Here is a 16,268-nt window from a genome sequence, read left to right as displayed (position 1 = left end):
AAAAACGGCTGCATATGCAGCCGTTTTTTTTTATGCCTGCGCACCGCAAGAAGGGTGCGCTTCTCTCATTGATGGGTTCCGCGCACGCTAATCGTCGCGTCGCTTGGCGCCCTTGCGCTCCTGCCCTACCTCGGCGATGGCGTCCTGGAATTCGGCGACGTCCTCGAAACTCTTGTACACCGAGGCAAAGCGGATATAGGCGATCTTGTCCAGGCGCTTCAGTTCGCGCATGACCAGCTCGCCGATCTGACCCGACATCACTTCCCGCTCACCACTCTGCAGCAGCTTGTCCTGGATGCTCTGGATCGCCATGTCCACCGCCTCGGCGGACACCGGGCGCTTGCGCAAGGCCAGCATGAGGCTGCCGCGCAGCTTGGCCGGATCGAACTCGGTACGGCTGCCATTCTTCTTGACGATCACCGGCAAGGTCAGCTCGATGCGCTCATAGGTGGTGAAGCGCTTGTCGCAATTGCCGCAGCGGCGACGACGGCGGATGGAGTGGCCGTCTTCGGACAGGCGCGTGTCCAGCACCGGGGTGTCTTCGTGATTGCAGAATGGGCACTTCATGGCGGCGATAAATCCCTTGGACTAGACAAAGAGGGCGGCGCCCTCGCACTTCGTGACGGACTGATCAGATCAGATCAGACCTGACCAGATCCGCCCTGCCGGCAGCGGCACCGGGGTAGGCACGATGACACCAACGCGCCGGTCAATCCAGTGTACCGAGAGGCAGATACGCGAAGGCGCCCGCAACAACGGGCGCCTTCCGGTAATACATCGAGCTGCCCCGGCAAGCTGGCGCGACGGCACTGCGCCGGCCTGCCTGGGCTCAGGCCGGGATTCAGCCGTAGACCGGGAAAGCGTCGGTCAGCTTCTTCACCTCGGCCTTGACGCGTTCGATGGTGGCCGCGTCATGCGGGTTGTCCAGCACGTCGGCGATGAAGTTACCGACCTTCTCGGCTTCGGCTTCCTTGAAACCACGGGTGGTCATGGCCGGGCTGCCCAGGCGGATGCCCGAGGTCACGAACGGCTTTTCCGGATCGTTGGGGATGCCATTCTTGTTGCAGGTCATGTGGGCCGAACCCAGGATGGCTTCGGCTTCCTTGCCGGTCAGGCCCTTCGGGCGCAGATCCACCAGCATCACGTGCGACTCGGTGCCGCCGGAGACGATGCGCAGGCCGCGCTTGATCAGGGTCTTGGCCAGCACGTCGGCGTTCTTCACCACTTGCTGCTGATAGGCCTTGAATTCCGGCGAAGCCGCTTCCTTGAAGGCCACGGCCTTGGCCGCGATGACGTGCATCAGCGGACCACCCTGGATACCCGGGAAGATGGCCGAGTTGATGGCCTTCTCGTGCTCGGCCTTCATCAGGATCACACCACCGCGCGGGCCGCGCAGGGACTTGTGGGTGGTCGAGGTGACGAAGTCGGCGAAGGGCACCGGGTTCGGATAGACGCCAGCGGCGATCAGGCCGGCGTAGTGGGCCATGTCGACCATGAAGTAGGCGCCGACTTCCTTGGCGATCTTGGCGAAGCGCTCGAAGTCGATGCGCAGCGAGTAAGCCGAGGCGCCAGCGATGATCAGCTTGGGCTTCTTCTCACGGGCCAGGCGCTCCATGGCCTCGTAGTCGATCTCTTCCTTGTCGTTCAGGCCATAGGAAACCACGTTGAACCACTTGCCCGACATGTTCAGCGCCATGCCGTGGGTCAGGTGGCCGCCTTCTGCCAGCGACATGCCCATGATGGTGTCGCCCGGCTTCAACATGGCGAAGAACACGCCCTGGTTGGCCTGGGAGCCGGAGTTCGGCTGCACGTTGGCGGCTTCGGCGCCGAACAGGGCCTTCAAGCGGTCGATGGCCAGTTGCTCGGCCACGTCCACGTATTCGCAGCCGCCGTAGTAGCGCTTGCCCGGATAGCCTTCGGCGTACTTGTTGGTCAGTTGCGAACCTTGCGCTTCCATGACGGCCGGCGAGGTGTAGTTTTCAGAAGCGATCAGCTCGATGTGATCCTGCTGGCGTGCGTTTTCCTTCTGGATGGCAGACCACAGGTCGGGATCGACTTTCGCGAGAGTCTGGTTCTTGTCAAACATGGTATTTCTCCAAATTGATGAGCTGCGGCCGAAGATCGCGTCACCGGCAGGATGCGGACATGCCGGTAGCTCGACTTCCGAAATCGAATGAGGGCCAGAAAATAGAATGGGATTGCGGGCAGCCTCAGTCGTACTGTCCATTCGGCTGCCCAGGCGCACGGCTGTTGAAATCTCACGCTTCCCGATGGATCCCCATCTTGGCCGGCTTTTGCCGGCGTTTCGCCAGTCACGTGAGACGAAATGGTCAGCGCATTGTAGTGAAACGAGGCGATTTGGGCAAGAACCCTGCGGTCCTGACAACACCCCGCCATGCCAGCGAAACCAGCGGGAAAAGCGAGCCCGCCCTCGTAAAAAGCGGCTTTGGGCTACAATTCCCTTTTCTTTCCGGCTGCGCCGGTTCCACGCCACATCGCCACACCAACAGGAGATTGAAGAGATGGTCGTCTTGATTACGGGAGCAACCGCAGGCTTCGGCGCCGCCATGGCGCGCAAATTCGCCGGCAATGGCCACAAGGTCATCGCCGCCGGCCGCCGCAAGGAGCGCCTGGACGACCTGGTCAAGGAACTGGGCGCCGACAAGGTGTTGCCGCTGGTGCTGGACGTGACCAGCAAATCCTCCATCGAGACCGGCCTGGCCAGCCTCACCGGCGCCTGGAAGGAAGTCGACGTCCTGATCAACAATGCCGGCCTGGCGCTGGGCCTGGGCCCAGCCCATGAAGTGGCGCTGTCGGACTGGGAAACCATGATCGACACCAACGTCAAGGGCCTGGTTACCATCACCCACGCCCTGCTGCCCGACATGGTCAAGCGCGGCCGCGGCACCATCATCAACCTGGGTTCGGTGGCCGGCGCCTATCCGTATCCGGGCGGCAACGTCTACGGCGCGACCAAGGCCTTCGTTGACCAGTTCACGCTGAACCTACGCGCCGACCTGGTCGGCACCGGCGTGCGCGCCACCAACCTGGCCCCCGGCCTGTGCGGCGGCACCGAGTTCTCCAACGTGCGCTTCAAGGGCGACGACGGCGCAGCGGCCAAGGTCTACGAAGGCACCACGCCCCTGACGGCAGACGATATCGCGGAAGCAGCCTTCTGGGTCGCCACCATGCCGGCCCATGTGAACATCAACTACATGGAGCTGATGCCGACCTGCCAGGGCTTCAGCCCCTTCAACATCAAGCGCAAACAATAAGGGATGAGGTAGAATGGCGTTTTTGCCGGAACCGCCACGGTGCCGCAGGAACGCCTCTTCTGCCCTTTCCTGCTTTCCTGCTGACTGCCGCAAGAAGTCTGCGGTCGTCACGGGCGTGATTGCAATAGTGCAATATTGATTGATCCTTTTTCCTCTGTCTCCATTTCCGCTGCCACAGCAGATTTCCCAATAACAAGAAGCATATGAGTGCCGCCAGTAGTCCATTCGACTGGAAGATCCGGGTCTATTACGAAGATACAGATACCGGTGGCGTTGTCTTCTACGCCAATTACCTGAAGTTCTTCGAGCGCGCCCGCACCGAATGGCTGCGCTCCTTCGGCTTCCAGCAACAGCAGCTTGCCGCGACCACCGGCGCCATCTTCGTGGTCAAGAACACCAACGTCGACTACCTCTCGCCGGCCCGCCTGGACGATGAACTCCGCCTGACCGTCGTGGTCGAAAAACTTCGAAATGCCTCCATGCAATTCATCCAGGAGGCCTGGCGCCTGCCGTCGGGGGACGGCGAACCCAGGCTGCTGGCCCGCGGCAGCATCACCGTCGTCTGCGTGGACCAGGCCACGTTCCGGCCGCGCCCGATTCCTGACGAACTGCTGACTTGCCTCAAGAAGACCACATGATGTCAACGGAAAAGCTCATCCGAGCCTTTATGGCTCAGAGATTCGCGCCTGCTTGCAGGCCCCTCTCGCCAGCTGGGACGATCTGCCGCAGGGAAAACTTCTGTCTCTATTTACCGTCTTTTGTTTCGTATCGCCCGCAGGCTCACTGAACAAAAGATTTTTAACTCTCGACTTTCCATCCAAACGCCGCCTCCAAGCCGCCACACTTTCCCATGAATGTCACACAAGACCTGTCCTTCATTTCGCTGATCGCAAACGCGTCCGTCCTGGTGCAACTGGTGATGCTGCTGCTGCTGTCGGCCTCGATCATCAGCTGGACCTACATCTTCCGCAAGATGTTCACCATCCGCGCCGCCCGCGTGCAGACCGAGGAATTCGAACGCGTCTTCTGGTCCGGCGGCAACCTCTCGGCGCTGTACCAGGACGCCCTGTCCAACCGCCGCAAGGCCGGTGGTGCCGGCGGCGCGCTGGAACGCATCTTCCAGGCCGGCATGGGTGAATTCACCAAGGCCAAGGCGTCGGTGGCGGCCCGTGGCGGCGCCGTCGATCCCAGCCTGCTGCTCGATGGCGCCCGCCGCGCCATGCGCGCGGCCTACCAGCGCGAAATGGATGCACTGGAATCGCACCTGGCCTTCCTGGCTTCGGTCGGTTCGGTCTCGCCCTACGTGGGCCTGTTCGGCACCGTCTGGGGCATCATGAACGCCTTCCGCGGCCTGGCCAATGTGCAGCAGGCCACCCTGGCCGCCGTTGCTCCCGGCATTGCCGAAGCGCTGATTGCGACCGCCATTGGCCTGTTCGCCGCCATTCCGGCCGTGGTCGCCTACAACCGCTATTCGCACGACATCGACCGTCTGGCGATCCGCTTCGAAAGCTTCATCGAAGAGTTCTCCAACATCTTGCAACGTCAGGCACGCTAATGGCTGGGTCATCAATGCGCGGGGGCCGTCCCCGCAAGTTCAAGTCAGAAATCAACGTCGTGCCCTACATCGACGTGATGCTGGTGCTGCTGATCATCTTCATGGTGGCCACGCCCATCACCAACCCCAGCGTGATCAACCTGCCCACGGCGGGCAAGTCCACGCAACCGCCTTCGGACTATATCGAGATCGCCCTCAAGCCCAACAGCCAGGCCACCATCCGCATCAATGGCCCTAAGAGCGGCGGCAAGAAGGCCGAGACGGTGACTGGCAAGACCGACCTGTCGGAGCGCCTGCGCAAGCTGCACGATGACAATCCCGAGCTGGCCGTGATGATCTCGGCTGACAAGGACATCAAGTATGACGAGGTCGTGCAAGTGATCTCGGAAGCCAAGAAACAGGGCATTGCGCGGGTCGGCCTGGCCACCAAGTAAGCGCACACCCGAGTGATATGAGCGATAACGCACCCTACAACATCCCCAAGGCTCCCGGCCGCTGGCGCGCCATCACGCTGGCGCTGGTGATGCACGTGGCCTTGTTCCTGTTCTTCTGGATCGGCATCCGCTGGCAGAGCGAAACACCGCTGACGGTGGAAGCCGAGATCTGGGATCCGCAATACAAGGAAGCCGCCCCGCTGCCCACCCCGCCCGAGCCGCAACCGCAGCCCGTGGTCGAGCCGCCCAAGCCGCAACCGCAACCGGAACCCAAGCCTGTCCCGCCCAAGGTGATCGACGAACCCAAGGTCGAGAAGCCCGATATCGCCTTGCAGAAGGAGAAGGAAAGGAAGCGCAAGGAAGAACAGGAAAAGCAGGAGAAACTGGAAAAGGAAAAGGCCGAAAAGCTCAAGGCTGAGAAGGAAAAGGCTGAGAAGGAGAAGGCCGAGCGCGAGAAGAAGGAAAAGCTCGAAGCCGACAAGCAGAAGAAGCTCAAGGAAGAGAAACAGAAGGAAGACGAGGCCAAGAAGAAGGCCGACGCCGAGAAGCAGGCTGCCGACAAGAAGAAGCAGCAGCAGGCTGCCGCCGACGCCAAGGCCGCTGAAGCACGTCGCCAGGAAGACCTCAAACGCATGATGGGCCAGGCCACCAGCGCCACCGGCGGCACGGGCACGGCCGAGAAGTCGCAAGGTCCCAAGGGCAGCCCCAACTACGCCAACAAGTTGCGCGCCAAGATCCGCAGCAACACGGTCTTCGACAACAGTGGCGTGAGCGGAAACCCTGCTGGGGAGTACACTGTCGAATTGTTCCCGGACGGGACCGTGCGCAGCGTGCGCGTGAACAAGCCTTCGGGCGTCCCCGGCTTTGATGAAGCGGTGCGTACGGCAGTCATGAAGTCGCAGCCGTTCCCGCCGGACACCGACAACAAGGTGCCGTCCAGCTTCACTTTCACCCATTATCCGAAAGATCAGTAGACGATGATTAAAGCCCGTTACCTGACCAGCCTCGCCGCCACGGCCGCCGCCGTGGCCGGCTTGTCCTTCGCCCCGGCCTCGCAGGCGCAGATCCGCTTCGAGATCACCGGCGTGGGTGCCTCCCAGATTCCCATCGCCATCACCGCCTTCCCCGGTGAAGAGTCGGCGCCGCAACAGATCACCTCGGTGGTCAAGGCGGACCTGGCCCGCAGCGGCGTCTTCAAGCTCATCGACAATGGCGATGCACTCTCGGACTCCTCGGCCGTCAACTATGCCGACTGGCAAAAGCGCGGCGCCAACGCCCTGGCCGTGGGCAGCGTCACGCGCCTGGCCGATGGCCGTTTCGACGTGCGCTACCGCCTCTTCGATACGGTCCAGTCGAGCCAGCTCTCGGCCCTGTCCATCGGCGCCCAGCCGCAACTGCTGCGCCTGACCGCGCACAAGATCGCCGATGACATCTACCAGAAGCTGACCGGCATTCCCGGCATCTTCTCCACCCGCATCTCCTACGTGACCAAGTCCGGCGGCGAATACCGCCTGGAAGTGGCTGACGCCGACGGTGAAGGCACCCAGGTGGCGCTGCGCTCCAACGAGCCCATCATCTCGCCGTCCTGGTCGCCTGACGGCACCAAGGTCGCCTACGTCTCCTTCGAGATGAAGAAGCCCGTGGTCTACATCCAGAACCTGGTAACCCGCCAGCGCTCCATCGTGGCCAACTTCAAGGGCAGCAACTCCGCCCCCGCCTGGTCGCCGGACGGCTCGCGCCTGGCCGTGGCCCTGACCCGCGACGGTCTCACCCAGGTCTACGTGATCAATGCCGACGGTTCGGGCCTGCGTCGCCTGACCAACAGCGCCGGCATCGATACCGAACCGCAGTTCTCGCCCGATGGCGGCAGCATCTACTTCACCAGCGACCGCAGCGGCGGCCCGCAGGTGTACAAGGTCGGCCTGGATGGCGGCTCGCCCCAGCGCGTGACCTTCAACGGCAGCTACAACATCAGCCCGCGCATTTCGCCCGATGGCAAGACGCTGGCCTTCATCTCGCGCCGCGATGGCCAGTTCCAGCTGTATGCACTGGACCTGACCAATGGCCAGGAGATCCGTCTGTCCGACGGTAGCCGCGACCAGTCGCCCAGCTTTGCGCCCAACGGCAAATACATCATGTACGCGACGGAAGCAGGTCGTCGCGGATCCCTGGCCGTCGTCTCCGTCGATGGCCGCATCAAACAGCGTCTGACGACGCAGGCCGGCGATATCAGGGAGCCGACCTGGGGTCCGTTCATGAAATAAAGAAGTCCAACAAAACCATTCAGTATTGCTTTCATCACGACAAGGAGAAATCCAAAATGCGCACTATCAGTACCTTCGCTCTCATCGTCTCCAGCGCTGTTCTGCTGGCCGCCTGCTCGTCGACCAAGCTGGACGACAAGGCCAACGCGCCCGTGCAGACCGGCGCAAGCAACGGCGCTGACACCCGTACCGTGGGCACCGTCAACGCCGGCTCCGTGGATCCGCTGAACGACCCGCAAGGCGTGCTGGCCAAGCGTAGCGTGTACTTCGACTACGACAGCTACACCGTCAAGCCGGAATACCGTACCGTGATCGAGAACCACGCCAAGTACCTGGTGGCGCACAAGGATCGCAAGGTCATCATCCAGGGCAACACCGACGATCGCGGTGGCGCAGAATACAACCTGGCCCTGGGTCAGAAGCGTGCTGAAGCCGTCCGCAAGGCGCTGGTGCTGCTGGGCGTGTCCGACGCACAGGTGGAAGCGGTTTCCTTCGGCAAGGAAAAGCCGAAGGCACTGGGCCAGGATGAAGCGTCCTACGCCGAGAACCGTCGCGCTGACATCGCTTACCAGTGATTGTCATGCATACCGCTTTCAAACTGAAATCGGTAACCGTGGCGGCTCTGCTGGCCGCCACGGCTTTCTTACCGCTTACCGCCCGTGCCGGCCTGTTTGATGATGACGAGGCGCGCAAGGCCATCCTGGACATCCGGTCCAAGATCGAAGCCCTGCAACGCGACGTCGCCAACAAGGCTGACAAGAACAGTGTCCTGACGCTTTCCGATCGCAACGACAACCTGCAATCGCAGATTGCGGCCCTGCGCGGCCAGATCGAAGTGTTGACCAACGAGATTACCAACGCCCAGCAACGTCAGAAGGATTTCTACGTCGACCTGGACGCACGCCTGCGCAAGCTCGAGCCGCAGCAGGTGCAAGTGGATGGCCAGACCGTGGCCGTGGGCGTTTCCGAACAGCAGGCCTATGACGCGGCCCTGTCGCAATTCAAGGGTGGCGACTACAAGGGAGCGGCCAATGCGTTTGCCGACTTCCTGAAGCGCTATCCGCAGTCCGGCTACGCCCCTTCGGCGCAATACTGGCAAGGCAATTCCCTGTACGCCCAGCGCGACTACAAGGGCGCCATTGCCGCGCAGCAGGTGGTGGTGAAGAACTATCCGGACAATCCCAAGGCCGCTGACGCCCTGCTCAACATCGCCAGCTCGCAGGCTGAGCTGAAAGACAAGGCCGCCGCCAAGAAGACGCTGGAACAGTTGATCGCCAAGTATCCCAACACCCCTGCCGCGCAGACCGGCAAGGAACGGATGGCGTCGCTGAAGTAAGGGGCTGGCAGAGGCGCTGCCTGGGCGGGTGATGCGGGACCGTGATCACCATGCGGCTATGTGTTGACAGCGCCAATAGCGTTTGCCTATAATAGCGGTCTTTCGGGTCGTTAGCTCAGTTGGTAGAGCAGCGGACTTTTAATCCGTTGGTCGCAGGTTCGAGTCCCGCACGGCCTACCAGAAATTCAGCAGTACATGAGAAGGGCTCCAGTTCGCTGGAGCCCTTTTTGTTTTTCCTTATCGGCTTGCTTGCTAGTGATCCGCCATCTGGCGCGACATCGAGGCATCCAGCTCCCTCCTCCCTCCGTTCATCATGACTTCTATGGACCTGATATTTTGGTACTGGAATACCCAGAGCTCCGGCCGATTCGGTGCAGCTACTGAGAGCGAGACTGGGCCCGTCCGCAGCATAGAATTCTCATATGGATACCCAAGCCTCATGCTCTAGCGATGGCAATGAAGAGCCGGAGGGGGAGCAGAGAGCACTGCTACAATTGATTAGAAATCAAACCCAATAATATTCACAAATGACCATTCCCGATTATCAGTCGATCATGCTCCCCCTCCTTCGCTTAACAGGCGATACTAAAGAGCATCGATTCAGAGATCTGGTAGAGCAGTTAGCCGACGAGTTTTCCCTCACCGATGCGCAACGTGCGGAAATGCTTCCAAGTGGCACCGCCCCACTCTTCGATAATCGAGCCGGATGGGCAAGAACTTATTTAAAACAAGCAGGGCTACTTCAATCGGCAAAACGGGGAGTACTTCAGATCACTGAACGAGGTAGCGACCTGTTATCTAAGCCACCGGTAAAAATCGATGTCGAGTTTCTGCGCCGATACCAAGAGTTCCGTGAGTTCCAAGTGCGGCGAAGAACGAAGGAGGTCGACACACCAGATGCTCCAAACGCTACAGTAGCAAGCACTGACCAGACTCCGGAAGATGCTTTGGCTGCTGCCTACCAAACCCTCCGCAGCAATCTTGAGGCAGAACTCCTGGATCAGGTGAGGTCCATGTCGCCTGCCTTTTTTGAACGGCTGGTCATTGATCTTCTGGTGTCCATGGGGTACGGGGGCTCTCGGCAGGATGCCGCGAGTGCTGTCGGAAAGAGCGGCGATGGCGGAATTGACGGCATTATTAAAGAGGACCGCTTGGGCCTCGACGTCATTTACGTTCAAGCGAAGCGATGGGAAGGAACGGTCGGCAGACCAGAAATTCAGAAGTTTGCGGGTGCACTCCAAGGACAACGTGCAAACAAAGGGGTGTTCATTACGACATCGAGCTTTTCAAGTGAAGCTGAAGAATACACAAACATCATCAGCTCCAAGATAATCTTGCTGGATGGACGACAACTCGCAAAGCTGATGGTCGACCACAACGTCGGCGTCGCCCAAGTCGGCCTCTATGAAATAAAAAAGATCGACTCCGACTATTTCGAAGGTGAATAGCAAGAGCTTTCAGTCACTGGGTCGGGGCATTCTCGCCCAACAGGGACGCCAATTTTTTCCGGCGCGCAGCTCCAGCATGACTTCTCCATAGGCTTCCTGGAGCTCCTTGCTCAAATCAGTGTTTCAAAACAGGGAAGTGTTTAAAGTGCGGGGCAATCGGTCAGAAGGAAAAACTGAAATAATCGGTTAATTTTTTATTGGCGCAAATATTAGGCAGAGGAAATTCTGTGAGATCTATTAAAGTCCCTAGAATGAAGTTCTGCCCATGGTTTTCTTGGGAGGATCGAAAGGATATTCCTCTGTCTGAAATGCCGGGAATTTACCTTCTCTCAATCACAAAAAAGAACCTAGCCGGATCATTACCAGACTGGAAAGATGTTTCATATATCGGCATGACCAATTCACGTCAGGGATTGATAGGGCGCTGGCAGCAGTTCTTTAACTCAATTCGAGGCACACCTGGGCATAGTGGCGGCAACGCCGTTTTCGACGACCTCAAACATTACGACCAGTGGGACAAAAAGCTGTTTGTCGCCGCAATGCCAATCGAATGTAATGTTGTATCTCCATCCAAACAAGACCTCATTAAAATGGGCTGGGTCGCATATCTTGAATATGAAGCATTTGCAAAGTGCGTTGCTTCTAATAGCAAACCGAAATACAACACTCGGTAAGCCAGCCAACAGCTTTCGCTAGATCAAGGACGGGCTACTCACCGTCGAAGTAATCAGAATCGATTTTCTTGATCGCGTAGACGCCGGCTAAACAGAGAAGAGGGAGCATGATCGACTGATGATTGGGAACGGGCATTTCATGGATATATGAATTTGATTTTTTGTTAAGTGTATTTTGTTAACTACACATACTGACCGCCCCGTTGAAACCTATAGATCAATGGTGCGCAATCCGAGATAGTGCAAGCAATTGCAAAACACGTTCTCATCCGGTAAGGTTTTGAATTTCCATAAAGCAACAACCCATCCGGGGAGAGAACATCGTGTCTGCATCATCCAAACGCTTCATTTTTGCGGCCTCAGTACTGATGGCCACCTTCAGCCTGCTAGCCCCGCCAGCCTTAGCGCAAATGGCCGAGAACACCCTGCGTGAATTCACCCGCTGCAACAGCAGCTTCTTCAGCGCCCTGGCCAGCGATACAGCAACCCAGCAGGCGATAGGGCCTGTGGAACGCAAGGACGGTATCGCCTGGATCAAAGTCAAGGACCGCAAGAACGCTCCCGCCAACCATGTCGATTTCAACCCGGCCATTACCGTCGGCGGCTTGAAGCTGCTCGGTTATTTCGATGAGATCAGCGATATGGAGGAGCTGGGCCACTATTACTACTGGGGCTTTGTCGTGGAGGGCAGCGTCGAAAACGTCATCGGCAATCTACGTCCTCTGGTCAGCGACGCCGACCGGCTGCGCGGCAGCGGCTCGGATTATGCGCGCACCGAACTCAGGTCGGGCAACTCGGGCTGGCGTGCCGTCCATACCGGGTCCGGCACGGTCCCTACAGCCAATACCATCGAACGTGCCTTCATCGTGGAGCCCATGGAGAACAACAAGAACGCCACGCGCGTCTCCTGCTCCTTGCAAGGCAGCGTCAGCGCCCAGGTACTCAAGACCGAACGCCCCGATCTCGGGCCCGATGAACTCCCTGCTCCACCGCCCCCGCCGGCCGTTCTCGGCAAGCCACCCGCCAATGTCATCGCCGCCGTCGATGCGGCTGCGCCGCAGGGTTCGGTCTGGCGTCCGCGCTTCAGCAAGATCGTCACCATGCTCTCCTACGGGGGAAGCAAACCCTTCAAGACGATCATCGAAATCGACAACGTGGAGGGTCTCTTGCACGTCCGCGAGCATTACACCACCTCGTCCTATGTGGAACGCATCTCGCTGTCCGGCTTGGCCGAACTGGGCTCGCAGATCTACCTGAACAAGGCGCCCATGCCGCCACTGGCAGCGACCGAACTCTCGCTGTCCTTGCCAGCCACCCTGGACCCCGGCCAGACCTTCCACGTACGCAGCAGCGTACAAAGGACAAATGACCCGAAAGCGAAACCGGTGACCATCAGCAAAACCTGCACGACGGGCGCAACAGTGCCTGCCAACCAGATTCACCGCTCCTTGCCTGGCAGCGCCACGACATTGACCTGCACACAAGAGGGCGGCACGCCAAGAGAATATGCCTTCCTGCAAGACCTGGGCCTGGCCCTCATGACCAAGGAAGGCGACGCCCAGATCACCTATCCAGAATTCGCCCTGACCCGATAAGCGGACAAATGAACGCCCCATCCGTGCGCGCGGCGCAAGGATGGAGGCGCCACCAATACCCTTCGCCAGCTGGAGCCACGCGCTTTGGCGCTCCTCCAAAGGTACGAGCGGCAGTGATCCGTATCCCGATCCGATATACTGCTGCCTTCCCCCTACCCACCCGGAGCCCCAGCCCCAAGCCCGGCTCCACATAGACCATGTCCGAGCAAGCCCCCGAACCCCTCTTCCCCGAAGACGCCGTCGCTGGCGATACCATCCCCGCACCGCGTCCCTGGATCGTGCTGCAGAACGTGCACGAGGTGGAAACCTGGATCGATACCTATAACCGTGAACTGCAAGCGGTGGTGTTCCGCCACAAGATCAATACCGTCAACGCCGGCCAGGGCATCTGCTTCACGCTGGAACTGGGCGGCGAGATCTACCTGCATACCACCCCTGAAGGCCAGATCCTGCTGGATGTGAGCGAAGAAGCCTCCTGGGCCGCGCCGGTCATCAGCGCAGCGGCCAATGTGGCGGCGCCGGCGGGCAGCGTCTGGGTCTTGCCGCCCGATACGCTCACGCAGCTGATCCTGGGCCTGTCGGGGCTGATCGCCAGCTCGCAGTTCGTGCTCAGGCACGAATACCGTCTCGGCAAGGCCTTGCGCACCTACTGATCCCCTAAACGAGCGCTGCCGCCCTCCCCTCTGATCGCCAGCCCCTGCGCCAGCCTGAACCTGGCTTCCGTGCCAACAGAAGCCGCTCCAACCCGGAAGGAAACACCATGAAAGAACGCACCCTGATCGCCCTGGGCGCATTGAACATGTTCATCGCCGTGGGCTGCGGCGCCTTCGGCGCACATGGTCTGAAGAAAATGATTTCCGAAGAGATGCTGGCCATCTGGCATACCGCCGTGACCTACCAGGTCATGCATGCACTGGGCATGATCGCGGTGGCCCTGCTGATGCCGCGCCTGGGCGGGGCGGCGCTGCGCTGGGCCGGTGTGCTGATGCTGGCGGGCATCGTCGTCTTCAGCGGCAGCCTCTACCTGCTGGCGCTGACCGGCACGCGCATGCTGGGCGCCATCACGCCCTTTGGCGGCGTGGGCTTCCTGGCGGCGTGGCTGCTGGTGGCGTGGGCGGCGTGCAAGCAACCGGCGAAGTAAGCGTCCTTACGTCGCCGCGCCGCTCAGGGCTTGCTTGACCAGCTCGTCGATCTCGCCGGTGATGCTGGAGAGCACCCCGGCCACCACCGAGAATTCCTTGCCGGCCTGGCCGGAACGGGCTGCGACGATGCGGGCGTTGAAGGCCACCATCTTGGCTTCGCGGGCGATGGTCTCGATGTCGGTCATGATGCCGCGCAACTGGTGGCGCATCAGTTGCGCATGCTTCTTCGACTGCGCCTCATAGACCGCCGTGATCTCGTTGAGCACGGCCAGCAGCGGCGTGGTCTCCTGCACCAGTTCGGCCAGCAGGGTGGGCGCGCTCTTGAGCCTGTCTTCGATGGCGTTGAGCGTGCGCTGCGCCAGTTCGGCGAAGGCGGTGATGCGGGCGTCACCGCCACGGCGTCCGAAATAGACTTCCTCCAGCTCCGGACAGAACACCCCCGGCAAGTCGCCCGAGCGCTTGAGCAAGGCGCTGTGGGCGCTACGAAACAGCGCCAGCGCTTCGCGCGCGGTGCTGCAGGCTCCGGCCTGGCCCTGTGCGGCCAGCACCGCATACAGCACCAGGCGCTGCGAGGTGAAACGGCGCCGTCCGGAAAGATTGATCAGGGCGCCAAAGACTTCGCCCGACAACGGGGCCGCTTCCGGTGTGCTGCTGGCCTGCTCAGGCATGGCCTCGATCACGGCAGGGCTGGACATGACATGCTCCTTCAGACTGGCTTGGATTGCTGCAGGCATCAGACCACCGGGGACAACTCAGGCGGCCTCACGCGCCGGGTGGGCCTGCTTGCGGTAGAGGAACTCCAGCACGGCGGTGCGGTACTGGCCGTACTCCGGGTCCTGGGCCAGCACGACGCGATCACGCGGGCGCGCCAGCTTGACTTCCAGCACTTCACCGATGGTCGCGGCGGGGCCGTTGGTCATCATCACGATGCGATCCGACAGCAGCACCGCCTCATCCACATCGTGGGTCACCATGACCACGGTGGAGTCGGTCTTGGCCACGATCTTGAGCAATTCATCCTGCAGGTGAGCGCGGGTCAGCGCGTCGAGGGCGCCGAAGGGCTCGTCCATCAGCAGCACCTTGGGCTCCATGGCCAGGGCGCGGGCGATGCCCACACGCTGCTTCATGCCGCCGGAGATTTCATTAGGACGCTTGTTCTCGGCAGCGCTCAGGCCCACCAGCGCCAGCGCGGCGCGGGTGCGGTCGCGCAGCTGGGTGCGGTTTTCCGTGGCGCCGAAGACGCGCTCTACGCCGAGGTAGATGTTTTCATAGCAGCTCAGCCAGGGTAGCAGCGAATGGTTCTGGAACACCACTGCGCGCTCCGGGGCCGGGCCGCCGATCTCGCGGTTGGCGCACAGCAGTACGCCTTCGCTGGGTTTCAACAAACCTGCAATCAGGTTCAGCAGCGTTGACTTGCCGCAGCCGGAGTGGCCGATCAGCGTCACGAACTCGCCCTTGGCCACCGTCAGGTTGATCTCGCGCAGCGCATGGAAGACGCCCTTCTTGGTGTGGAACAGCATCTCCACGCCGTGGATGTCGATGAATTTGCCGTTGATGTTGTCCATGTTCATCCCCTGCTTCAGTTGTTGACCTGCTCATAGGTAAAGGCCTTGGCCAGCGCCACCAGCAATTGCTCCAGCACCAGGCCGACCACGCCGATGACGACGATGGCGATGATGATGTGGGGCACGTTCAGGTTGTTCCATTCGTCCCAGACCCAGAAGCCGATCCCCACGCCACCGGTCAGCATCTCGGCGGCCACGATGACCAGCCATGCGGTGCCGATGGACAGGCGCACGCCGGTGAGCATGTAGGGCAAGACCGAGGGGAACAGAATCTTGGTCAGCACCTTCCACTCCGACAGGTTCAGCACACGCGCCACGTTCATGTAATCCTGCGGCACGCGCTGCACGCCCACGGCGGTGTTGATGATCATCGGCCAGATCGAGCAGATGAAGATGGACCAGATCGCCGCCGGATTGGCGGACTTGAAGACCAGCAGCCCGATGGGCAGCCAGGCCAGCGGTGAGACGGGACGCAAGAGACTGATGATGGGACCGAACATGCGCGCCAAAAACTCCACCCGGCCAATGGCGAAGCCCAGCGGAATGCCGACCAGGGCAGCCAGGCCAAAGCCCGTGCCGACACGCTGCAGCGAAGCGAGCACATTCCAGCCTATGCCCTGGTCATTGGGACTGTTGCGATAGAAGGGATCGGCAAACATCACGCCGGCTTCCTTGAGCGTCACCCACGGCGTGGGGAAGCTGCTGGTCTTCAAGGCGATGATCTGCCACACCAGCACCAGCAGGGCCAACCCCAGCAAGGGCGGCGCCACGCGCATGAAAAGTCCGCCACTGGCCAGACGCTTCTTGGCCCTGCGTGCTGGGATGGCGGCCGGCGGCGAGGCCGGCGCCTGGCTGTTGACGGCGGCCGGTGGGTGGCTGCCGGCAGGACCGGCAGGCTTGGCGTTCTCGCCCATGATGCTTTCGACGACTGCACTCATCGCTTTCCCCTTGCTGATGACACTTCGTTGTGAGGCGCGCGC

At 60.7% G+C, this 16,268-nt stretch carries 18 protein-coding genes, 1 tRNA gene and 1 riboswitch; of the genes, 14 read left to right on the top strand and 5 right to left on the bottom strand.

Annotated elements, in window-relative coordinates; translation table 11 throughout:
* Positions 1 to 87: 87 nt before the first annotated feature.
* Both nrdR and glyA read right to left on the bottom strand, forming a co-directional pair.
* Entirely contained in the window at positions 88 to 567 is a 480-nt protein-coding gene (gene nrdR, locus ACP92_RS06115; RefSeq protein ID WP_013233246.1) for a transcriptional regulator NrdR, read from the bottom strand.
* 274 nt (positions 568 to 841) lie between these two features.
* Positions 842 to 2,086, bottom strand: coding sequence for a serine hydroxymethyltransferase (gene glyA / locus ACP92_RS06110; protein WP_013233245.1), 1,245 nt, complete (start codon positions 2,084 to 2,086; stop codon positions 842 to 844).
* A gap of 140 nt (positions 2,087 to 2,226) precedes the next feature.
* Positions 2,227 to 2,326: riboswitch (ZMP/ZTP riboswitch) on the bottom strand.
* Between the two features lie 196 nt (positions 2,327 to 2,522).
* On the opposite strand from glyA, the gene ACP92_RS06105 reads away from it, so the two are divergent.
* The 14 genes from ACP92_RS06105 (at position 2,523) to ACP92_RS06045 (ending at position 13,722) form a co-directional block, all read left to right on the top strand.
* Entirely contained in the window at positions 2,523 to 3,275 is a 753-nt protein-coding gene (locus tag ACP92_RS06105; protein WP_013233244.1) for an SDR family oxidoreductase, read from the top strand.
* A gap of 203 nt (positions 3,276 to 3,478) precedes the next feature.
* Entirely contained in the window at positions 3,479 to 3,913 is a 435-nt protein-coding gene (gene ybgC, locus ACP92_RS06100) for a tol-pal system-associated acyl-CoA thioesterase (RefSeq protein ID WP_013233243.1), read from the top strand.
* Between the two features lie 212 nt (positions 3,914 to 4,125).
* Complete coding sequence (gene tolQ, locus ACP92_RS06095) at positions 4,126 to 4,830, top strand: protein TolQ (protein ID WP_013233242.1); 705 nt, start codon at positions 4,126 to 4,128, stop codon at positions 4,828 to 4,830.
* A complete protein-coding gene (locus ACP92_RS06090) occupies positions 4,830 to 5,264 on the top strand; it encodes an ExbD/TolR family protein (protein WP_013233241.1) in 435 nt (144 codons plus the stop codon). The genes tolQ and ACP92_RS06090 overlap by 1 nt, the downstream gene beginning before the upstream one ends.
* Before the next feature lie 17 nt (positions 5,265 to 5,281).
* A complete protein-coding gene (tolA, locus tag ACP92_RS06085; protein ID WP_013233240.1) occupies positions 5,282 to 6,238 on the top strand; it encodes a cell envelope integrity protein TolA in 957 nt (318 codons plus the stop codon).
* 3 nt (positions 6,239 to 6,241) lie between these two features.
* On the top strand, positions 6,242 to 7,528 hold the full coding sequence (gene tolB / locus ACP92_RS06080; RefSeq protein ID WP_013233239.1) for a Tol-Pal system beta propeller repeat protein TolB: 1,287 nt from the start codon (positions 6,242 to 6,244) through the stop codon (positions 7,526 to 7,528).
* 56 nt (positions 7,529 to 7,584) lie between these two features.
* On the top strand, positions 7,585 to 8,103 hold the full coding sequence (gene pal / locus ACP92_RS06075) for a peptidoglycan-associated lipoprotein Pal (RefSeq protein ID WP_041310320.1): 519 nt from the start codon (positions 7,585 to 7,587) through the stop codon (positions 8,101 to 8,103).
* Positions 8,104 to 8,108: 5 nt separating this feature from the next.
* Entirely contained in the window at positions 8,109 to 8,864 is a 756-nt protein-coding gene (gene ybgF, locus ACP92_RS06070; protein ID WP_013233238.1) for a tol-pal system protein YbgF, read from the top strand.
* Between the two features lie 104 nt (positions 8,865 to 8,968).
* Positions 8,969 to 9,044: transfer RNA gene (locus tag ACP92_RS06065), tRNA-Lys, on the top strand.
* A 347-nt stretch (positions 9,045 to 9,391) separates the two neighbouring features.
* Positions 9,392 to 10,312 (top strand): restriction endonuclease, encoded by a 921-nt coding sequence (locus ACP92_RS06060; protein WP_013233237.1) that lies wholly within the window; start codon positions 9,392 to 9,394, stop codon positions 10,310 to 10,312.
* A 251-nt stretch (positions 10,313 to 10,563) separates the two neighbouring features.
* Entirely contained in the window at positions 10,564 to 10,986 is a 423-nt protein-coding gene (locus ACP92_RS24510; protein WP_156181737.1) for a GIY-YIG nuclease family protein, read from the top strand.
* A 410-nt stretch (positions 10,987 to 11,396) separates the two neighbouring features.
* Complete coding sequence (locus ACP92_RS06055) at positions 11,397 to 12,581, top strand: hypothetical protein (RefSeq protein ID WP_156181735.1); 1,185 nt, start codon at positions 11,397 to 11,399, stop codon at positions 12,579 to 12,581.
* A 197-nt stretch (positions 12,582 to 12,778) separates the two neighbouring features.
* A complete protein-coding gene (locus tag ACP92_RS06050; protein ID WP_013233235.1) occupies positions 12,779 to 13,234 on the top strand; it encodes a hypothetical protein in 456 nt (151 codons plus the stop codon).
* Positions 13,235 to 13,341: 107 nt separating this feature from the next.
* The gene (locus ACP92_RS06045; RefSeq protein ID WP_013233234.1) at positions 13,342 to 13,722 is read left to right on the top strand and encodes a DUF423 domain-containing protein; all 381 of its coding nucleotides are present in this window, start codon (positions 13,342 to 13,344) and stop codon (positions 13,720 to 13,722) included.
* A 6-nt stretch (positions 13,723 to 13,728) separates the two neighbouring features.
* On the opposite strand, the gene ACP92_RS06040 is transcribed toward ACP92_RS06045, so the two are convergent.
* Genes ACP92_RS06040 through ntrB form a run of 3 tightly spaced genes read right to left on the bottom strand, consistent with a single transcriptional unit; the run spans position 13,729 to position 16,226 of the window.
* Complete coding sequence (locus ACP92_RS06040; protein WP_013233233.1) at positions 13,729 to 14,418, bottom strand: methyl-accepting chemotaxis protein; 690 nt, start codon at positions 14,416 to 14,418, stop codon at positions 13,729 to 13,731.
* Between the two features lie 57 nt (positions 14,419 to 14,475).
* Positions 14,476 to 15,288 carry an ABC transporter ATP-binding protein gene (locus tag ACP92_RS06035; RefSeq protein WP_041311584.1) on the bottom strand — a complete coding sequence of 271 codons (813 nt, stop codon included), beginning with the start codon at positions 15,286 to 15,288 and terminating at the stop codon, positions 14,476 to 14,478.
* A 14-nt stretch (positions 15,289 to 15,302) separates the two neighbouring features.
* Positions 15,303 to 16,226 (bottom strand): nitrate ABC transporter permease, encoded by a 924-nt coding sequence (ntrB, locus tag ACP92_RS06030; protein ID WP_013233231.1) that lies wholly within the window; start codon positions 16,224 to 16,226, stop codon positions 15,303 to 15,305.
* Between the last annotated feature and the right edge of the window lie 42 nt (positions 16,227 to 16,268).

The sequence above is a fragment of the Herbaspirillum seropedicae genome, from assembly GCF_001040945.1.
In the GTDB taxonomy this organism is placed as follows: Bacteria; Pseudomonadota; Gammaproteobacteria; order Burkholderiales; family Burkholderiaceae_D; genus Herbaspirillum; species Herbaspirillum seropedicae.
This window is presented reverse-complemented; position numbering and strand designations above follow the sequence as displayed.